Here is a 17,623-nt window from a genome sequence, read left to right as displayed (position 1 = left end):
TCAGTTTATTCATTCCTGTTCTCCGTATGCAGCCTGTTCATTCCGCATGAAAAAAGCCGGGATCATCGTCCCGGCTTCCGTTTATTTTTTCAGGCCTATTTCCTTCAACCGTTCATCCAGGTATTCCCCGGCGGTGATCGGCGGAAACTCCGCTGGGTGTTGCGCATCCACGCATCCTTCCAGGCAGGTGAGATCCATGTTGGATTTCGGGTGCAGAAAAAACGGGATGGAATACCGGGAGGTGTTCCACATTTCACGGGGTGGGTTCACCACCCGGTGGGTGGTGGATTTCAGGCGGTTGTTCGTCAGTCTTTGCAGCATATCTCCCACGTTCACCACTATCTGGTCCGGCAGGGAAGTGACGGGCACCCACTCGCCTTTTTTGTCCAGTATCTGCAAACCGTCTGCCGATGCGCCCACCAGCAGGGTGATGAGGTTGATGTCCTCATGCTGCTCCGCCCTTATCGCGGACTTAGGCTCCTGTGTAATAGGCGGGTAATGGATCGCGCGGAGAATGGAATTACCGTTATGTACCTTGTTGTCAAAATAATGTTCATCCAGCCCGAGATAGATCGCAATAGCCTGCAGCAGCGACGTACCGGAAGTTTCAAAAGCACGGTAGGCTTTGAAGAACGTGGGCGTGAATTCCGGCAGTTCATTTACCTGCACATTCTCCGGGTATTCCGATTTGATGGGATCGTTGTCTTCCACGCTTTGCCCGAACTGGAAAAACTCTTTCAGGTCCGGCGCGTCAAATCCTTTTGCGTGTTCTTTTCCGAAGGAAGTATACCCGCGCTGGCCGGCCAGCTCCGGTATTTCATATTTGCTTTTGGTGCTGGAAGGCTGTGAGAAAAACTCCTGTACGTATTTGTACAGGTCCGCTATCAGGTCCGCCGGGATGCCGTGATTCCTGACGGCCACAAAACCTACCTCTTCATAGGCCTTGCCCAACTGTTCAACAAATGCTGCTTTACGCGCGGGATCTCCGGAAGTGAAGTCCGCCAGGTCAACGGAGGGGATGGAATTAACGGTTGCCATATCAGTATTTTTTTAGGAATACTAAGGTAAGGCAAATTCACCTGAGCGCGCACGCTTATTCCGTCAACATTTTTGCTTCTTCATCTGTTATGTCCACCACCGCATAACGGGCCACACGGTTGATCTTCATCTCGTCCAGCGCATCCACCATATTGCGGTAACTGCCGCCTTCCGCCACTTTGATCATTACTATCAATTGTTCCGGATCGCCATAGGCTTTGGCCACCCTGCGCTGTTTATCGCGTATCACGTTGCCGATGCCGGACTGAACGGAAAAGTTGCTGCGGTTCAAGGCTGTTTTGTTTTCAGCGTCCACAAACAGGCCTTCGTACCAGGACACCGTATTGTCGTTCTCCACCAGCAGCGTAAGCGACTTGCTTTCGGGCACAGGCGTCGCGTCGCCATCAGCGGGCATGATCAGCGGCAATGCCTTGGGTTTGGAAAGGGTGGTGGTAAGCATAAAAAAGGTAATGAGCAGGAAGCCGAGATCTACCATCGGCGTCATATCCACGCGGGTGGATAATTTTTTACTGCGCTGGCCGCCCCTGCGGCGGCCGCTTTCGGAGGAAGTGTTCATCTCAGCCATGTGGAAAGGTTTTAAGGGTGAAGGGATTTACCGGCAGCGGGTGCGACAACCCGCCACCGGTAATTACACACACTGTATTGGTTTTGCTCAATTACACATTAGATGCGCGGGATGGCCGTTTCCATAAAATCTCATTTAAGGGGTATTTAAGTCAGCGGTCAAACCAATAAAAAACGTCCCGCCGTAATGGCGGGACGTTTCGGGTATCCTTCAATCAGGTGATAATTAAAATTCAGCGCTCTTGGGCGTACGCGGGAAAGGGATCACGTCGCGGATGTTCGTCATGCCGGTCACGAACAGCACCAGCCGTTCGAAGCCCAGCCCGAAACCGGCGTGCGGCGCGGTGCCGAAGCGGCGGGTATCCAGGTACCAGTAGAGTTCTTCCACGGGGATTTGCAGCTCTTCCATTCTTTTCACCAGCTTGTCGTAGTTCTCTTCACGCTGGCTGCCGCCCACGATCTCGCCGATGCCGGGGAACAGGATGTCCATGGCACGAACGGTTTTGCCGTCCTCGTTCTGTTTCATGTAGAAACTCTTGATAGCGGCCGGGTAATCCGTCAGGATCACGGGTTTCTGGAAGTGTTTTTCCACCAGGTAACGCTCATGTTCGCTTTGGAGATCGGTGCCCCATTCTTCCACGGGAAACTGGAATTTCTTGTTCTTATTGGGTTTGCTGTTCTTCAGGATGTCTATCGCTTCCGTGTAAGTGATACGCATGAACTCGTTGTTCAGCACAAATTCCAGCTTTTCGATCAGGCCCATCGGGCTGCGGTCCGCCTGCGGTTTTTGTTTTTCTTCATCCAGGAGGCGCTGCGCGAGGAAGTCCAGGTCTTCGCGGTTATGCTCCAGCGAATAACGGATCACGTATTTGATGAACTCTTCCGCCAGGTCCATATTGTCCTTCAGTTCATAAAACGCCATTTCCGGCTCGATCATCCAGAATTCCGCGAGGTGGCGCGCGGTGTTGGAGTTTTCAGCCCTGAAAGTGGGGCCGAAAGTGTAGATGTCGCCGAAAGCCATGGCGCCCAGCTCTCCTTCCAGCTGGCCGGACACGGTGAGGTTGGTGGCACGGCCGAAGAAATCCTCTTTATAATCGATCTCGCCTTTTTCATTCAGCGGCGGTTTTTTCATATCCAGCGTGGTTACGCGGAACATTTCGCCGGCGCCTTCCGCGTCTGATGCGGTGATGATGGGCGTATGCAGGTATACAAAACCTTTTTCGTTGAAGAACTGGTGAACGGCGAACGCCAGGGAGTGGCGGATGCGGAACACGGCTCCGAACGTATTGGTACGAAAGCGCAGGTGCGCTATTTCACGCATGAATTCCAGGCTTTGTTTCTGCGGCTGGATGGGATACACTTCCGCGTCGCAATCGCCAAGGATCTCCAGTACGGCGGTTTTCAGTTCCACTTTCTGGCCTTTGCCGAGGGAAGGGATGATCTCACCGGTAACGGCAATGGCCGCCCCGCGGGTGATCCGGCGGAATAAAGCGGGGTCCATATCCGCTTCATTTACCACTACCTGGAGATTATTATTGGTAGAGCCATCGTTCAGAGCTATAAACTGGTTATTGCGGAAGGTGCGTACCCATCCTTTTACCGTTACTTCATAGTTTGTTCTGTCGCTAAGCAAAATCTGCTTGATCTTTACTCTTTGGCTCATGATAAATGATAATTTTTTATTGAGCAGCAAAAATAGATAAACCGGCGCATATTTGGCCGGTTATTTGCGCTGGTGGCAGGATAGATGGTTGGCAGAAGCGGTTTACAGGCTTGACAATTTTTCGCTATACATTATGCGGGGTGCATCAATATTTTTTTGGAGAATAGCAAAACTTGTTTTAATCTTGTACTTACAATCTGTCTGATAAGTTCCTTTTTTGCCATCTTCATCAGCAGTCCTTAACTCAAATCGATCCCTATCAATTTAACGATCAAAGTTTTATTATTGACTTAAAACAATTATTTGTTAATTGGTGATGTTGGTATGCAGTGGTACCCACCTTTCGACACTTCTAAAATTTGACAAACGCAGATGATGTACGACATCTTACAATTGAACGACATGCTCGTTCCTGAACTGCTTGATATTGCAGAAAAGCTGGACATTCCCAACTCAAAAAAACTGGACAAGCAAGCACTAATTTATAAAATACTCGATAAACAAGCGGTGATAGCCTCAGAAGATCAGCAAGGAAACGGAGACGAAAAGAAAGGACGAAAACGAAAGCCTGTCTCGAAAAAAGAAGAATCCGCACCAGCCCCAGCAGCATCTGAAGAACCTAACTCCGCCGAAGACAAACCCGCCGCAAAAAGAGGACGCAAACCCGCCGCACCCGCCGCAAAAGTTTCCAAACCAGAAGAAGAAGTTCAGGCACAACCGCAACCCAAGCGCAAGCTCGATATCGACCTCGATATACCTTCACTCACATTTGATGATGATGATGATATTGTATTGCCTGCTTTAACAGATGAAGAGGAAGAAGAAGTTGCACTGCCTGAAGCGGAAGAAGACGAGGACGAAGATGATTTCGTTACTGTGTCTGAACCCATCATACAGCCGAAAGCGCAGCCCGGTGGCGGACATAAATACCCGAAGAAAGAACCCGTGTTCAATATAGAGTTTGATGGTGTGATCGTAAGTGAAGGCGTACTGGAAATGATGCCCGATGGTTATGGTTTCCTCCGTTCTTCAGATTACAACTACCTCAGCTCTCCCGATGATATTTACGTTTCTCCTTCACAGATCAAACTGTTCGGCCTCAAGACCGGCGATACCGTTCGCGGTTCCGTTCGCCCGCCGAAAGAAGGTGAAAAGTATTTCGCGCTGCTGAAAGTGGAAAGCATCAACGGTAAATCTCCCGAAGAAGTACGCGACCGCGTGCCTTTCGATTACCTCACCCCGCTGTTCCCCTTCGAAAAGCTGACGCTCACCACCACTTCGAACAACTACTCCACCCGTATCATGGATATGTTCACACCTATCGGTAAAGGACAGCGCGGCCTGATCGTTGCGCAGCCTAAAGTAGGTAAGACCATGCTGCTGAAAGAAGTTGCAAACGCCATCGCCACCAACCACCCCGAGATCTATCTCATGGTAGTGCTGATCGATGAGCGCCCTGAGGAGGTGACGGATATGGAGCGTTCCGTAAAAGCGGAAGTGATCGCTTCCACTTTCGACGAACCGGCCGAAAAACACGTGAAAGTATCCGCTATCGCTTTGCAGAAAGCAAAACGACTGGTGGAATGCGGTCATGATGTAGTGATACTGCTGGATTCCATCACCCGCCTGGCGCGTGCGCACAACACCGTGGCACCCGCTTCCGGTAAGGTATTGAGCGGTGGTGTGGAAGCAAACGCCATGCAGAAACCCAAACAGTTCTTCGGCGCTGCCCGTAAGATTGAAAACGGCGGCTCCCTCACCATACTTGCCACCGCTTTGATAGACACCGGTTCCAAAATGGACGAGGTGATCTTTGAAGAGTTCAAAGGTACCGGTAACATGGAGCTGGCGCTGGACCGCAGGCTGGCCAACCGCCGCATTTTCCCCGCTATCGACGTTACGGCATCTTCTACCCGCCGCGACGATCTGCTGCTGGAAAAAGAAATGCTGCAACGTATCTATATCCTGCGCAATCACCTGGCGGATATGAACACGGAAGAAACGATGAACTTCATGCTGCAGCATATGCGCGGCACCCGCAACAACGAAGAGTTCCTGGTCACGATGAACAGGTAAACATATTGAGATGTATATGTAGAAAACGAAAAGGCTCCGGAATTCCGGGGCCTTTTTTCATTACATGCGATACAAACATCAATAAGAAAGGCCCCGTATCCGGAGCCTTTCTCTTTTCAAGTGCTATCTGTGAGGGTATGCTATGGTAATATCCTTGATCTGCGCCTCCTGCTCTATCATCGGGCCGTGCGGCGGCCTGGGCGGTGTAGGAGGTTTAGGCGGCCTTGCAGGCGGGGCCGGGGGCCTTGGCACTGCGCAACTCGCTGCAAATATCATCATGGCTGCTGCCGCACTTTTTATCCATACCGTTTTCATATCACTGAAGTATTTGATTCCTTAATGTTGTTTTTTCTGCTGACCCGGTGCAAAAGGTTTGGCCGATTTGGTGCCATACATTTTCTTTGCCTGGCCCGGCGGTATCTTATGCCCGTCCGCATCATGATACACCGTACAGCTGCCTAAGATCAGCGTTACAGCAAGTATAAACAGCAGGTGTACCCGGTTATTTTTCATCAGTAGGTGATTAAGTTCCCTATACTCTTTACCAAAACTCTGCCAAACTGCCCAAAAACAAAAAGGACATTGTCTTTCAACGACAATGCCCTTATAAAAAACGCTAATATCAGACTAGAACAGGAAAGAAACACCTACACGGAATTTCTTTGTGAAGTCGAAATTGAAAGAACTATTGGTTGTTTCAATGCCGGTGCCTTCGTTTTTGTCTTTGGTATTGTTGTAGTTGATACCGCCGAATACGCCTTCGAGCACAAAACGTTTGTTCACGAAATAGCTGATACCCGGAACGATGTTCGCATCAATACCGCTCAAGGAAGCAGTTTTGGTATCGCCGCTTTTGGTAGTACCAAAGCCGTAAGCTACGTTCGCTTCGCCAAACAGGGCTACTTTTTCGCCCAGCATGTGATAGTTACGAACGAATATACCCGGAGCGATCACGTTGGATTTTAATTCGGTGTTCGGCTCTACGGTTTTGTCTTTGGAATTGCTGAATTCTGACGATACAAATACACCTACCATCCATTTGTCGCTCAGCGCGTAACCAGCTTTAGGGCTGATGCTGAATGAAGTAGTGGTTGTTTTACCATCAACGCCATCCTTCTTTTCTGAGTTGGTGGAGATACCTACGTTACCGCCAACGAGTACATTGCCTTTTTTTACCTGTGCATTAGCAAACTGAGTTCCGATAAGGCCCAGAACGGCCACAATAATCATCTTTTTCATCTGTCGTACAATTTTTAGGTTTATTATTCAATAATTGATGAGCCAAAAATTAATTTCTTCATCCTGAAGAAGTATTAGAAAAGAAACGAAACACCTAATTCAAATTCCTCTGAAAAGCTCAAACTGATGCCATTACTGGTGGTTTTACGGTGGTTGATGACGTCTTCAAATTTGCCGTAGCTATACCACAATCCACCAAATGTGCCATCCAATACAAACCGTTTGCTCACGAAATAACTGAGGCCCGGAAAAACGCCCACCTGGATACCTCTATTGTCCGTATGCTTTACGTCATTGTATCTGACACCGGAGTGAAAATATCCCACGTTAGCTTCGCCAAACAGCGCCAGCTTATTGCCCAGCCTATGATAATTACGCACAAATATGCCCTCCATCATATTAACCGCGCCGACATCCATACTGCTTTGCCCATTGAGGATAATTCCGCTTACATATGCACCCGCCAGCCATTTGTCGCTTATTGCATAACCTACTTTTGGCGAAAAAGTATAGGTCGTTCCCTCCGCTTTATAGTCCAATGCCTTATCTTGCTCAAATTTGATCCCCGCAGATCCACCCACCAACACATTGCCTTTTTTCACCTGTGCGCCCGCAAACTGAATTCCGAAAAGGCACAGGAAGGCCATTACGTACAATTGTTTCATTTGTCGTACATTTTTTAGGTTTACAATATGTCAATAAAACTGATGAGCTACATTTTCATGTGACTACATACTGGTGTAAGTAAAATGGGAAGTAAAAAGCTGGCTGATGATGGGTCCGTTATCTTAAACCCTGGAAAAATATGGCTAACACCATCCTTTCCCGGTTCATGAATTCCTTGATATTATCTGTTTGCTGAAGTTCGAAACCTGCGGCCTGCCATTTGCACCACATCACCCACAAACCAAACAACACGTGCGTCAACAGGTCGGCCGTTTTTTCAGGATCATGTTTGTCCGCTATTTCACCAAGGGCTTTCCCCTTGCGGATAAACTGCGATAAAAACCTGATCTCCGATTGATGTACCAGTTCCCCCACCTGCCGGTTAAGGCTGCTGGGCTTGTCCGTCACCCATTCATGAATGCCGAACAACAAATGGTAATCGAGTAATATCCTTTCCTTGACAGACAGGTAACGGTCCAGCACCTCCTGTACGGAAGCAGCCTGCTCAAGACTGCTGCTGATATCCGTAAAACACTGCGATACGATCTTTTCCACTACTGCCACATAGATCCTATCTTTGTCCGGGAAATAATAATATAAAGAGCCTTTTGATATCTCCAGATCCTTTGCTATTTCATCCATGGTCGTCTTCGCCAGGCCAAAACGTTTGAAACGCTTCAGCGCAGCCTCCAGTATCACTTCCCTTTTCTGATCCTGTTCAGCCATTTATGAAATACAAAATCCCTGTTTGACTTTTTGACTTTGCGGGTCAAATGTACGAGTAATTTTGATTCAGCAAAAAGAATTTCTACCAAGAATGAAAAGAACTAATTAAAACGTTATGCGTAATTCAATTGGAACGCAAACATAAAGAAATATTTAATATTTACAATACGTATCTCTGTAAAGAATTGTTAAAACAACGTTGGCAAGGCGTTCAGGGATTTTACCGGGATAAAGTTTCATGTAGATAAGCAAACCAGGTGCCGAACAGCTGTAGGTAACCCAATGTGACAGCCAAATTTTTGTTAATGCTTTGTTCCGGGGCAATAAAAAAGGCCGCAAACCGCGGCCCTTCTTAATTATATGGAAATAGTCTTATTACCAGCCGAGCAGGTAAGCGAAGATCAGCGGCGCAACGATCGTTGCGTCTGATTCTATCACGAACTTGGGCGTATGGATGTCCAGCTTGCCCCAGGTGATCTTTTCGTTCGGCACAGCGCCTGAATAAGAACCGTAAGAGGTAGTGGAATCGGATATCTGGCAGAAGTAACCCCAGAACGGTACGTCCGTCCATTCCAGGTCCTGGTACATCATCGGCACCACACAAATGGGGAAGTCGCCCGCGATACCGCCGCCGATCTGGAAGAAGCCTACGCCTTTTCCGCCGGAGTTTTTACGGTACCAGTCGCTCAGTTCCACCATATACTCAATACCGCTCTTCATGGTGGAAGCTTTCAGTTCACCCTTGATGCAGTAGGAAGCAAAGATGTTGCCCATGGTGCTGTCTTCCCAGCCCGGCACCACGATGGGAATATTCCTTTCGGCCGCGGCGATCATCCAGCTGTTTTTCGGGTCTATCTCGTAGTGTTCTTTCATGACACCGCTCAGCAGCAACTTGTACATGTATTCATGCGGGAAATAACGTTCGCCGGTTGCTTCCGCGTCTTTCCAGATCTTCACTATATGCTGCTGGATACGGCGGAACGCCTCTTCTTCGGGGATGCAGGTGTCTGTAACACGGTTGAAGCCGCCTTCCAGCAGTTCCCATTCATCCTGGGGGCTGAGGTCGCGGTAATGGGGCACGCGTTTGTAATGCGTATGGGCCACCAGGTTCATAATATCTTCTTCCAGGTTTGCGCCTGTGCAGGAGATAATGTCCACCTTGCCGGCACGGATCATTTCTGCGAAGGAAATACCCAGCTCCGCGGTACTCATGGCCCCTGCCAGGGTCACCATCATTTTGCCGCCTTCCAGCAAATGTGTTTCATATCCTTTGGCCGCATCTACCAGTGCCGCAGCATTGAAGTGGCGGTAATGATGCTGGATAAATTGAGAGATCGGTCCTTTGTTCATATCAGTACAATATTTTGCTTGTGTACAAGCCGCAAAGGTACAATAAACAGGGTTTACCGCATAAAAAAACCGTCCCGTGGGAAACGGGACGGTTATACTGACTAAAACTAAAACTAAAACTCGGTTATGCTTTCTGTAACTTTTTCAGTTTGGTAAGGTTGCCGTTCGATTCAGCTTTCAGAACGGTCCAGTGTGTGTCGCTTTCCAGCGTGATCACGTAAGTGGTCGAGCCTTCGGCGTCGTACTCCACAATGCTGTGGATTTTCTGGTCCGGGTACTTTTTCATCATCCTGGTAATTACATTCAGCGGCAGTTCCGTGTCTGTAATATAACGGGAGGTGGCAAGCAGGTTCCCTTCCCTGTCGAAATGCGCGGTCACTTTGGATGCTTTCATGGTAAATTTAGCCACATATTTATCGGATGTGGTATACCAGGAAACGTCGGCTGCTCCTACGAATTCCTTCTTAAATGAGTCCATCACTTTTTTATTGTCGATGGTGGCACCGTCCAGGGCAAATACTGCGCTACTGGTTAATACGGCTGCAAAGGTCAAAATGGCGATAAGTTTTTTCATGGCGGAAAAATTTTATCCTGATTTTTAAATGATGATTATTAAATAAAGAACTTGTTTGTTGTTAACGATGTAAAATTACATCCGCTTCTATCGGTGGACAAGTGGATTGGTATGATTGGTTTACAGACATTAAGCGAATGTTATGGATGTTACCACGCATATATAAATCCCTTTTCTACACCCCTTCCAAACCCTTTCCAGCAAAGGAGTTGAGCGGAAAAGGCAAATGTTGCACGAAGCGGGGTTAAGAGTTTGTTAAAGTGAAGGTCCGGTGACAGCCGGTAGATGCATTTGCCCTGTTTGCAAAAACGGACATTCTGTTTCATCATCGGACACCCCTGGCGGATTATAACTATCTTCGGTACACGGAGAGCCCCGTTTACCGTGACTTTGCCGCTCATTGATCAACAACGCCGCTCAACAACCCATGAACTATCTGGCCCACGCATATTTGTCTTTCCAAGACCCGGCTGTAACCACCGGGCAGATGATCGCGGACTTCGTGAAAGGAAAACAATTCTATTCTTATCCTGAAGAAATCCGCCGCGGCATCCGTCTGCACAGGGCTTTGGACGAATATACCGATCAGCACCCCGCCACCAGGGAAGGTAAAAATATCTTCCGCCCTACCTGCGGCCTGTACGGCGGCGTGTTTATGGACATCGTGTACGACCATTACCTGGCCAACGATCCCGAACGCTTCAACACCCTGACCCTGGCGGCTTTCGCGGAATCTACCTATGGTATTATCCAGGCCCGTCATGACGAACTGCCGCCGGTATTTCAGCAGGTATTCCATTATATGCGGAGCCATAACTGGCTATATGGCTACCGGCACAAAGACGGTGTGCTCCAGAGTTTCAAAGGCATGGTGCGCCGCGCAAAGTACTTTCCCCACCCAGTAGACGTGCCGTTTGGCGTGTTTACAGACAATTACAAGGCGCTGCGGGCCTGTTATAATAGTTTCTTCCCCGATGCTGTTGCTTTTATGAAAAACGAAACGGGGAAAGGGCCGGAGCCTTGAAATTTCCCTCCACGTTTTTTATATTGACATATGAAAACGTTTGTCTTACTATCCTTCACGTTGTTCAGCGCAGGTATTCTTTCCGCGCAAAATTCCACCCGTCCCAACATTATTTACATCCTGGCGGATGATATGGGCATCGGCGATGCCCGCTGCTACAACCCTTCCGGGAAAATAGCCACGCCCAATACAGACAGGATGGCCGCGCAGGGCATGCGCTTTACGGACGCACATTCCGGCTCCGCCGTGTGCACCCCCACGCGTTACGGCATCCTCACCGGGCGTTACTCCTGGCGCAGTTCCCTGCAAAGCGGTGTGCTGAACGGTTATTCCAAACCATTGATAGATTCCGCGCGCCTCACCGTGCCGCAGTTATTAAGGGACAATGGCTACCAGACCGCCGTCATCGGCAAATGGCACCTGGGCATGACCTGGGCCATGAAAAACAAACAGCCGGACTTCAGCCAGCCGCTGCGTCATACCCCGCTCAGCAACGGTTTTGACTATTATTTCGGCATCAGCGCCTCGCTGGACATGCCGCCTTATGTATACATCGAAAATAACCGGCTCACGGAAATACCCACAGACAGCGTGGTGGCCAAACAATACCCCAACACCCGGCCCGGCCCCAAAGGCCCCGGCTTTGTATTTGAACATACGCTGCAAACCATGGCAGATAAAACCCAGGCTTACATCCATGATCATAAACAATCCCCGTTTTTCCTTTACCTGGCGCTCCCTTCCCCGCATACCCCGCTGGTGGCCGGCGCGGCATTTAAAGGGAAAAGCGGTATCGGGAATTACGCGGACTATGTCATGGAAACCGATTGGCTGCTGGGGCAGGTGATGACATTCCTCGAAAAAGAGGGGCTATCGCAAAACACCCTGCTGATATTCACCAGCGACAACGGCTACGCGCCTTACGCGGAATACGACCTCCTGAAAGCCGCCGGCCATGACCCTTCGGCGGGTTTCAGGGGCAATAAGGCGGACCTTTACGAAGGCGGCCACCGGGTACCATTTATCGTACAATGGCCCGCGAAAGTAAAAGCAGGCGTCGTAAGCCCCGCCACCATCTGCCTGACGGACCTGATGGCCACCTGCGCCTCCGTGGTGGGGAAATCCCTTCCCCCGGAGGCCGGGCCGGACAGCTTCAGCCTGCTGCCCCTGCTCGAAGGAAAGGAAAAACAATACCAGCGCAGATCCATTGTGCATCATAGCATTTCCGGGCATTTCGCCATCCGGGAAGGGGACTGGAAGCTGTTATTCGCGCCCGGCTCCGCCGGCTGGAGCGAGCCCCGCAACCCAGCCGCCCGCAAACAGGGCCTGCCAGAGTTGCAACTCTTTAACCTTCAAAACGATATCTCCGAAAAAAATAACCTCCAGGCCACAGAACCAGCCACTGTAGCCCGGCTTACCCGGTTACTGGAGGAACTGATCGGCAACGGGCGGAGCACACCGGGCCCGGTGCAGCAAAACGATGAAAAAGTGGACATGCGCAAGGAAAAATCATAAAAAAACCGGCGGGCGGGCCATAATTACCACCCGCCATTTCACTTTTTCATGAATTTCCGGAAAACCCGTAGGTTTGGGGCCAGATTTAAACCCACCAAGATTATGAATACGCTCAAATCATTACTGGTGATTGCCGGTATAACCGTTGCATCATTTGCCACAGCCACAGCACAGGAAAAGAAAATGCCGCCGGTAGACCCGAGCCCGATGGATATGGCTTATTACCCCGTAATGTATCCATATGTATGTAAGGTAAAGGGAGAACCGGGCACGCTGGTAGCCCGTGCGATCTTCAGCCGCCCGCAGAAAAAAGGCCGTCCCATCTTCGGCAACCTCGTGGAATATGGTAAAGTATGGCGCCTTGGCGCGAACGAAGCCACCGAGGTGGAGTTTTACCGCCCGGTAACCATCGGTAACAAGCTGGTACCCAAAGGCCGGTATACCATTTATGCCATCCCCACGGAAACCAAATGGACCGTGATCTTCAACAAACAAACGGATATCTGGGGCGCTTATAAATATGAAGCTTCCATGGACCTGGTTCGTACAGACGTACCCGTTTCCACCCCGGCCGATGAGCTGGAAGCCTTCAGTATGGTATTTGAAAAAGCGCCTTATGGCGCAAACCTCCTGATGGGCTGGGATAAAACGCAGGTAAGCGTTCCCATCCGCTGGTCAGAATCCAAAGTAGTGGCGGCCAATACACCGGCAAAAGCACCTAAAAAGAAGTAACAGTCGCAGACTGAGCAACATAGAAAAAGGCAGCGGGATCCCGCTGCCTTTTTCTTTTATCTGGAGTAAAGATGTTACAATAAAAAAAAGCGGTAAGAATACCGCCTTCAGAAATTTTAACCATATCCTATGAAAAACCTACGGTGAAATTAGCCCAATAAAGGATACGGGAAAACCCGTTTCTGGTGAATGCATCAATTTATCTCGTAAGTGCGGGGATATGGTCCGTATGGTATTTCCTGCTGCGAAAAATCCGCTGAAAGCCCCGTAGAAAAAGGGTTTGAGGCATCCGGTAATACTACGTAAGTGTTATAGTATAACTACGTACGCACGTCCGTGGAACCCTTCTAAATTCCTTACCTTTGGTACTTCCGTAAAACATAGCAAACCATGAAGTTAGGAACCAAGCTCATACACGCCGGCGTAGAACCGGACCCATCCACCGGCGCTATCATGACGCCCATCTTCCAGACCTCCACTTATGTGCAGGCTGCCCCGGGCGATCATAAAGGTTACGAGTACGCCCGTACGCAGAATCCCACGCGCGATGCTTTGCAGAAAGCGCTGGCTGCCATAGAGAACGGTACGCACGGCATCTGTTTCGGCAGCGGCCTGGCGGCTACGGATGCGGTGCTGAAGCTGCTCGCGCCCGGTGATGAGGTAGTGGCTTCCAGCGACTTATATGGCGGCACCTTCCGCATTTTTACGAAAGTGTTCGCCAAATACGGCATCAACTTCCATTTCACGGACCTCAGCGATGCGGAAGCCCTGCGCCCGCACCTCAACGCCCGCACGAAAATGATCTGGATAGAGACGCCCACCAACCCCATGCTCAATATCATAGACATAGCGGCCGTTGCGGCCATCGTGAAGGGAAAAAATATCCTGCTGGCGGTGGACAATACTTTTGCCTCCCCTTACCTGCAGAACCCGCTGGACCTTGGGGCGGACATTGTAGTGCATTCCGCCACCAAATACCTGGGCGGCCACAGCGACGTGGTACATGGCGCCGTGATCGTAAAGGAAGAAACACTGGCCCAGCAGCTCTATTTCCTCCAGAACAGCTGCGGTGCAGTACCCGGCCCGCAGGATTGTTTCCTGGTGCTCCGCGGCCTTAAAACCCTGCATGTGCGTATGCAGCGCCATTGCGAAAACGGGGAAACCGTAGCCCGCTTCCTGCGCCAGCATCCTAAAGTGGATAAAGTCTACTGGTGCGGTTTTGAGGACCATCCGAACCATGCCATCGCCAGGAAACAGATGCGCGGCTTTGGGGGCATGATCTCCTTCACCCTGAAAGATGACAGCATGGATGCCGCCCTGAAGGTACTTAGCGGCACAAAACTCTTTTCCCTGGCGGAATCGCTGGGTGGCGTAGAGTCCCTGATCGGGCACCCCGCGAGCATGACGCACGCGTCTATCCCGAGGGAAGACCGCCTGAAAAACGGCCTTACGGACTCCCTCATACGCCTGAGTGTGGGCATAGAGGACGCTTCCGACCTTACGGAAGACCTGAAAAAAGCCATTGGCTGATTTTAAAAGCTGGGATAAACTATTTACTTTTAGCACAATACACCTACGCCTCCCGCCCCGGACGGGAGGTTTCCATATACCATAACCGATGAAGTCCCAACAACTAAAGGAATTTTTAGACACCAAGGCAGCTTATTACGATCAGCCTGCATTTGTACCAGGGGATCCCGTCAGTATCCCCCACCGCTACACCCAGCTGCAGGACATTGAGATAGCAGGGCTGTTTGCCGCCATCCTCGCATGGGGCAACCGCACTACGATTATCAATAAATGCACGGAACTGATGACGCTCTTTGATAATGCACCTTACGATTTTGTGCGCAATCACCAGGCGAGGGACCGGATGCGGCTCATGGCCTTCAAACACCGGACGTTCAACGGGCTGGACCTGCTCTATTTTGTGGAGTGGCTTCAGCACTATTATACGAATATCACTTCCCTGGAGTTCGCTTTCAGCGGGCATTTGAGCGCGGAAGACGAAGACGTGCGGAAAGCCCTCACCGGCTTTCATAAAATGTTCTTTTCGCTGGAGCACCCCGAGCGCACGAGGAAACACGTTAGCACGCCGGACCGCAACTCCGCCTGCAAACGGCTGAATATGTACCTACGCTGGATGGTGCGCGACAGCAAAAATGGCGTGGATTTTGGACTGTGGAAGCATATTTCCCCCGCCCAGCTGGTATGCCCGGTAGACGTGCATGTAGGCAGGGTGGCCGCCAAGCTGGGATTGATCCCTAAAGCGGAAGCCAACTGGAAAACCGCCGTAGAACTTACGGAACAATTACGCCTCCTGGATCCGAAAGATCCTGTCAAATATGACTTTGCATTGTTCGGCCTGGGGGTGATCGAAAAATATGTTTGATCAACAGAACAGAGATAGAAAATGAAGAAACTTACCGGACTGGTAGCTTTATGCTGCTTTGCAATGACGCTCTCCGCGCAGGATTATGTGGAGCTGGATTACACCTTCAAACAAGGTGACGGGTTTGAACTGTCGCAGGAAAGCCGCAGCGAAACCTACATTACGGTAGACGAAGTGATCCAGCGCACCACGCGGGATTATAACAACAAAATGACCATCAAGGTCACGGAAGCCACCACAGGCCGGTTCATCCTCACCTGGGCTTACACCGACATCAAATTCAACTTCAACGCCAAGAACCAGAACATCTTCGTGGACGCCAAGGTGCCCAACCCCGCGGAGCCCCTGCAGGATGCACTGAAGCTGATGCTGGAGCAGCCTTTTACCGTAGAGCTGCAATCCAACGGCCTCATCGTAAGGGTGGAGCAGCTGGACGCTGTGCTGGAAAAAGCCTCCGTGGCCTTCTCCAAACTCAAGGCCGACGAACAGGTAGCCTATAAAAAACTCCTGAAGGACCAGTTTGGCACGGAAGCCTTCCGTGGCTGGCTGGAGCAGCTACTGGTGGTATACCCCGTTCACGGCATCAAAAACGGCACCCAATGGGAAGAAAGCGTGCCCATCCGCACGGGCCTCAAGGGCCGGGTGGACCTTTACTGGAACCTCCAGCACTGGGACAGCCAGACGGCCAAGGTGAACGGCACCGGCAATATCAAGACCGATAAAGTGGAAACTTTCACCGTGGAAGAAGGCATCCAGGCCACCGCCGCCATAGACGGCAAGCTTACCAGCAATTACCTCATCAACCTCGAAAGCGGGTTCCCGAGCATTTGCGTGCAGAACACTGAAATGAACGGCGAATACGTATACCTCGCCAACCGTAAAAAACAGCTCAAAAAGGACCTGAAAGTGCCCGTAAAGATCGTTACCAACGCATCCTATAAGATCAAGCAGGTAAAATAATGGAAGACCGTTATTTACAGGAAGCAGGCGACTGGCTCCGGGAAAATGCCGGCCTCAGGCTACCCTCCGTCATCAGCATGGAAGACCTGGAGCAGATGCTCGCGGAAAGACTGGAAATATTAGTGGAAAGAGATTTTCAGCAGTTCGTGCTGCTGCTTTACCAGGTGGACGTTTCGGAGAATAAAGTGAAAGAGATCCTGTCCACCCAAAACTACCCGGACGTATACCGGAACGTTGCCCGCCTCATTATAGAACGGCAGGCCGAGAAGATCAAAAGCCGGGAAATATACCGCCAGCCCCCGGAAAGTTTTAACAACGACGAAGAAAAATGGTAATAAAAAAGGGCCTCACCGGAGGCCCTTTTCTTTATTTATCGAACATCAACGATTTCACTTTTTCTTTATCATCCTTCTCCTTGTCCAGGTCGAAGAATGTACCGAACACCCTGTCCCAGAAAGAGGAGCTTACGCCAAAGCCCTTGTCGTCGCTTTTGTAATGGTGCAGGTGATGGTTGCGCCAGAGCGGTTTCAGGAACTTAAACGGAGGGTTCCAGGCATGTATCGCGTAATGCATGGTGCCGTAGATCAGGTAACCCAGGATAAAACCGGGGAAAAACATGAAGGCGGTGCCCTGCATGATCACGTACATAATGGCGAATATCACGGAAGACAGCAGGAGGCTGGGCACCGGCGGCATAAAAAGTCTTTGTTTGTCCCTGGGGTACTCGTGGTGGTTACCATGCAGCACATAAATGATCCTGATCCAGGTGGGATTTTCCGACACCAGGTGGAAAAGGAAACGGTGCATGATGTACTCAAAAAATGTCCAGAAGAAGAGGGCGCCCGCAAATACGAGGCCTACCCTGCCCAGGCTGTTGCCTAATGTGTCGTGACTGTAATACAACATATAGCCCATGATCGGGATGTACATCCCCCATATGATCAATGGGTGTGTTTTGGTCAGCATTTCGAGATAGCGGCTTTCAAATAATCTAGCCTGTCCTTTATTCTTAATCTTCTCAAATTTCATGACTCCTTTTTTAAAATTTAAACCATTTTGTAAACAGCAAACAGGAGTAGGGAA

At 50.1% G+C, this 17,623-nt stretch carries 18 protein-coding genes; 8 read left to right on the top strand and 10 right to left on the bottom strand.

Features of this window, described 5'->3' with window-relative positions; genetic code table 11:
* Nucleotides 1-81: 81 nt before the first annotated feature.
* The 3 genes from EG028_RS13750 to asnS form a co-directional block, all read right to left on the bottom strand.
* Nucleotides 82-1,038 carry an isopenicillin N synthase family dioxygenase gene (locus EG028_RS13750; RefSeq protein ID WP_120517280.1) on the bottom strand — a complete coding sequence of 319 codons (957 nt, stop codon included), beginning with the start codon at nt 1,036-1,038 and terminating at the stop codon, nt 82-84.
* A gap of 55 nt (nt 1,039-1,093) precedes the next feature.
* Nucleotides 1,094-1,624, bottom strand: coding sequence for an ExbD/TolR family protein (locus EG028_RS13745; RefSeq protein WP_120517281.1), 531 nt, complete (start codon nt 1,622-1,624; stop codon nt 1,094-1,096).
* Nucleotides 1,625-1,849: 225 nt separating this feature from the next.
* On the bottom strand, nt 1,850-3,286 hold the full coding sequence (gene asnS, locus EG028_RS13740; RefSeq protein ID WP_174235429.1) for an asparagine--tRNA ligase: 1,437 nt from the start codon (nt 3,284-3,286) through the stop codon (nt 1,850-1,852).
* A 375-nt stretch (nt 3,287-3,661) separates the two neighbouring features.
* Between asnS and rho the strand changes: the two genes are divergently transcribed.
* On the top strand, nt 3,662-5,362 hold the full coding sequence (gene rho / locus EG028_RS13735) for a transcription termination factor Rho (RefSeq protein ID WP_120517282.1): 1,701 nt from the start codon (nt 3,662-3,664) through the stop codon (nt 5,360-5,362).
* A 336-nt stretch (nt 5,363-5,698) separates the two neighbouring features.
* On the opposite strand, the gene EG028_RS13730 is transcribed toward rho, so the two are convergent.
* From EG028_RS13730 to EG028_RS13705, 6 genes are all read right to left on the bottom strand, one after another.
* Entirely contained in the window at nt 5,699-5,875 is a 177-nt protein-coding gene (locus EG028_RS13730) for a quinol oxidase subunit 4 (protein WP_120517284.1), read from the bottom strand.
* Nucleotides 5,876-5,989: 114 nt separating this feature from the next.
* Nucleotides 5,990-6,601 carry an outer membrane beta-barrel protein gene (locus EG028_RS13725; protein ID WP_120517285.1) on the bottom strand — a complete coding sequence of 204 codons (612 nt, stop codon included), beginning with the start codon at nt 6,599-6,601 and terminating at the stop codon, nt 5,990-5,992.
* Between the two features lie 74 nt (nt 6,602-6,675).
* Nucleotides 6,676-7,266 (bottom strand): hypothetical protein, encoded by a 591-nt coding sequence (locus EG028_RS13720; protein ID WP_120517286.1) that lies wholly within the window; start codon nt 7,264-7,266, stop codon nt 6,676-6,678.
* A 118-nt stretch (nt 7,267-7,384) separates the two neighbouring features.
* Nucleotides 7,385-7,993: a TetR/AcrR family transcriptional regulator gene (locus EG028_RS13715; protein ID WP_120517287.1), complete on the bottom strand. Its 609-nt coding sequence runs from the start codon at nt 7,991-7,993 to the stop codon at nt 7,385-7,387.
* A gap of 375 nt (nt 7,994-8,368) precedes the next feature.
* Entirely contained in the window at nt 8,369-9,343 is a 975-nt protein-coding gene (locus tag EG028_RS13710; protein WP_120517288.1) for a deoxyhypusine synthase family protein, read from the bottom strand.
* Between the two features lie 124 nt (nt 9,344-9,467).
* Nucleotides 9,468-9,917, bottom strand: a complete 450-nt coding sequence (locus EG028_RS13705) for a PepSY-like domain-containing protein (RefSeq protein ID WP_120517289.1) — start codon at nt 9,915-9,917, stop codon at nt 9,468-9,470.
* 427 nt (nt 9,918-10,344) lie between these two features.
* On the opposite strand from EG028_RS13705, the gene EG028_RS13700 reads away from it, so the two are divergent.
* The 7 genes from EG028_RS13700 (at nt 10,345) to EG028_RS13670 (ending at nt 16,875) form a co-directional block, all read left to right on the top strand.
* Nucleotides 10,345-10,941 carry an acyl carrier protein phosphodiesterase gene (locus EG028_RS13700; protein WP_123864667.1) on the top strand — a complete coding sequence of 199 codons (597 nt, stop codon included), beginning with the start codon at nt 10,345-10,347 and terminating at the stop codon, nt 10,939-10,941.
* Nucleotides 10,942-10,971: 30 nt separating this feature from the next.
* Nucleotides 10,972-12,456, top strand: a complete 1,485-nt coding sequence (locus EG028_RS13695) for a sulfatase family protein (RefSeq protein WP_120517292.1) — start codon at nt 10,972-10,974, stop codon at nt 12,454-12,456.
* Between the two features lie 102 nt (nt 12,457-12,558).
* Complete coding sequence (locus EG028_RS13690; protein WP_120517364.1) at nt 12,559-13,188, top strand: DUF2911 domain-containing protein; 630 nt, start codon at nt 12,559-12,561, stop codon at nt 13,186-13,188.
* Nucleotides 13,189-13,578: 390 nt separating this feature from the next.
* Complete coding sequence (locus EG028_RS13685) at nt 13,579-14,718, top strand: cystathionine gamma-synthase (protein WP_120517293.1); 1,140 nt, start codon at nt 13,579-13,581, stop codon at nt 14,716-14,718.
* Between the two features lie 88 nt (nt 14,719-14,806).
* Nucleotides 14,807-15,580: a TIGR02757 family protein gene (locus EG028_RS13680; RefSeq protein WP_120517294.1), complete on the top strand. Its 774-nt coding sequence runs from the start codon at nt 14,807-14,809 to the stop codon at nt 15,578-15,580.
* A gap of 21 nt (nt 15,581-15,601) precedes the next feature.
* Nucleotides 15,602-16,540: a DUF6263 family protein gene (locus EG028_RS13675; protein ID WP_123864666.1), complete on the top strand. Its 939-nt coding sequence runs from the start codon at nt 15,602-15,604 to the stop codon at nt 16,538-16,540.
* Nucleotides 16,540-16,875 (top strand): hypothetical protein, encoded by a 336-nt coding sequence (locus EG028_RS13670; protein WP_120517296.1) that lies wholly within the window; start codon nt 16,540-16,542, stop codon nt 16,873-16,875. Before EG028_RS13675 ends, EG028_RS13670 begins: the two co-directional genes overlap by 1 nt.
* Nucleotides 16,876-16,906: 31 nt before the next feature.
* Here EG028_RS13670 and EG028_RS13665 read toward each other — a convergent pair whose 3' ends face one another.
* Nucleotides 16,907-17,569, bottom strand: a complete 663-nt coding sequence (locus EG028_RS13665; RefSeq protein ID WP_120517297.1) for a sterol desaturase family protein — start codon at nt 17,567-17,569, stop codon at nt 16,907-16,909.
* Nucleotides 17,570-17,623: the final 54 nt, after the last annotated feature.

This window comes from Chitinophaga barathri (genome assembly GCF_003807585.1).
Classification (GTDB): Bacteria; Bacteroidota; Bacteroidia; order Chitinophagales; family Chitinophagaceae; genus Chitinophaga; species Chitinophaga barathri.
This window is presented reverse-complemented; position numbering and strand designations above follow the sequence as displayed.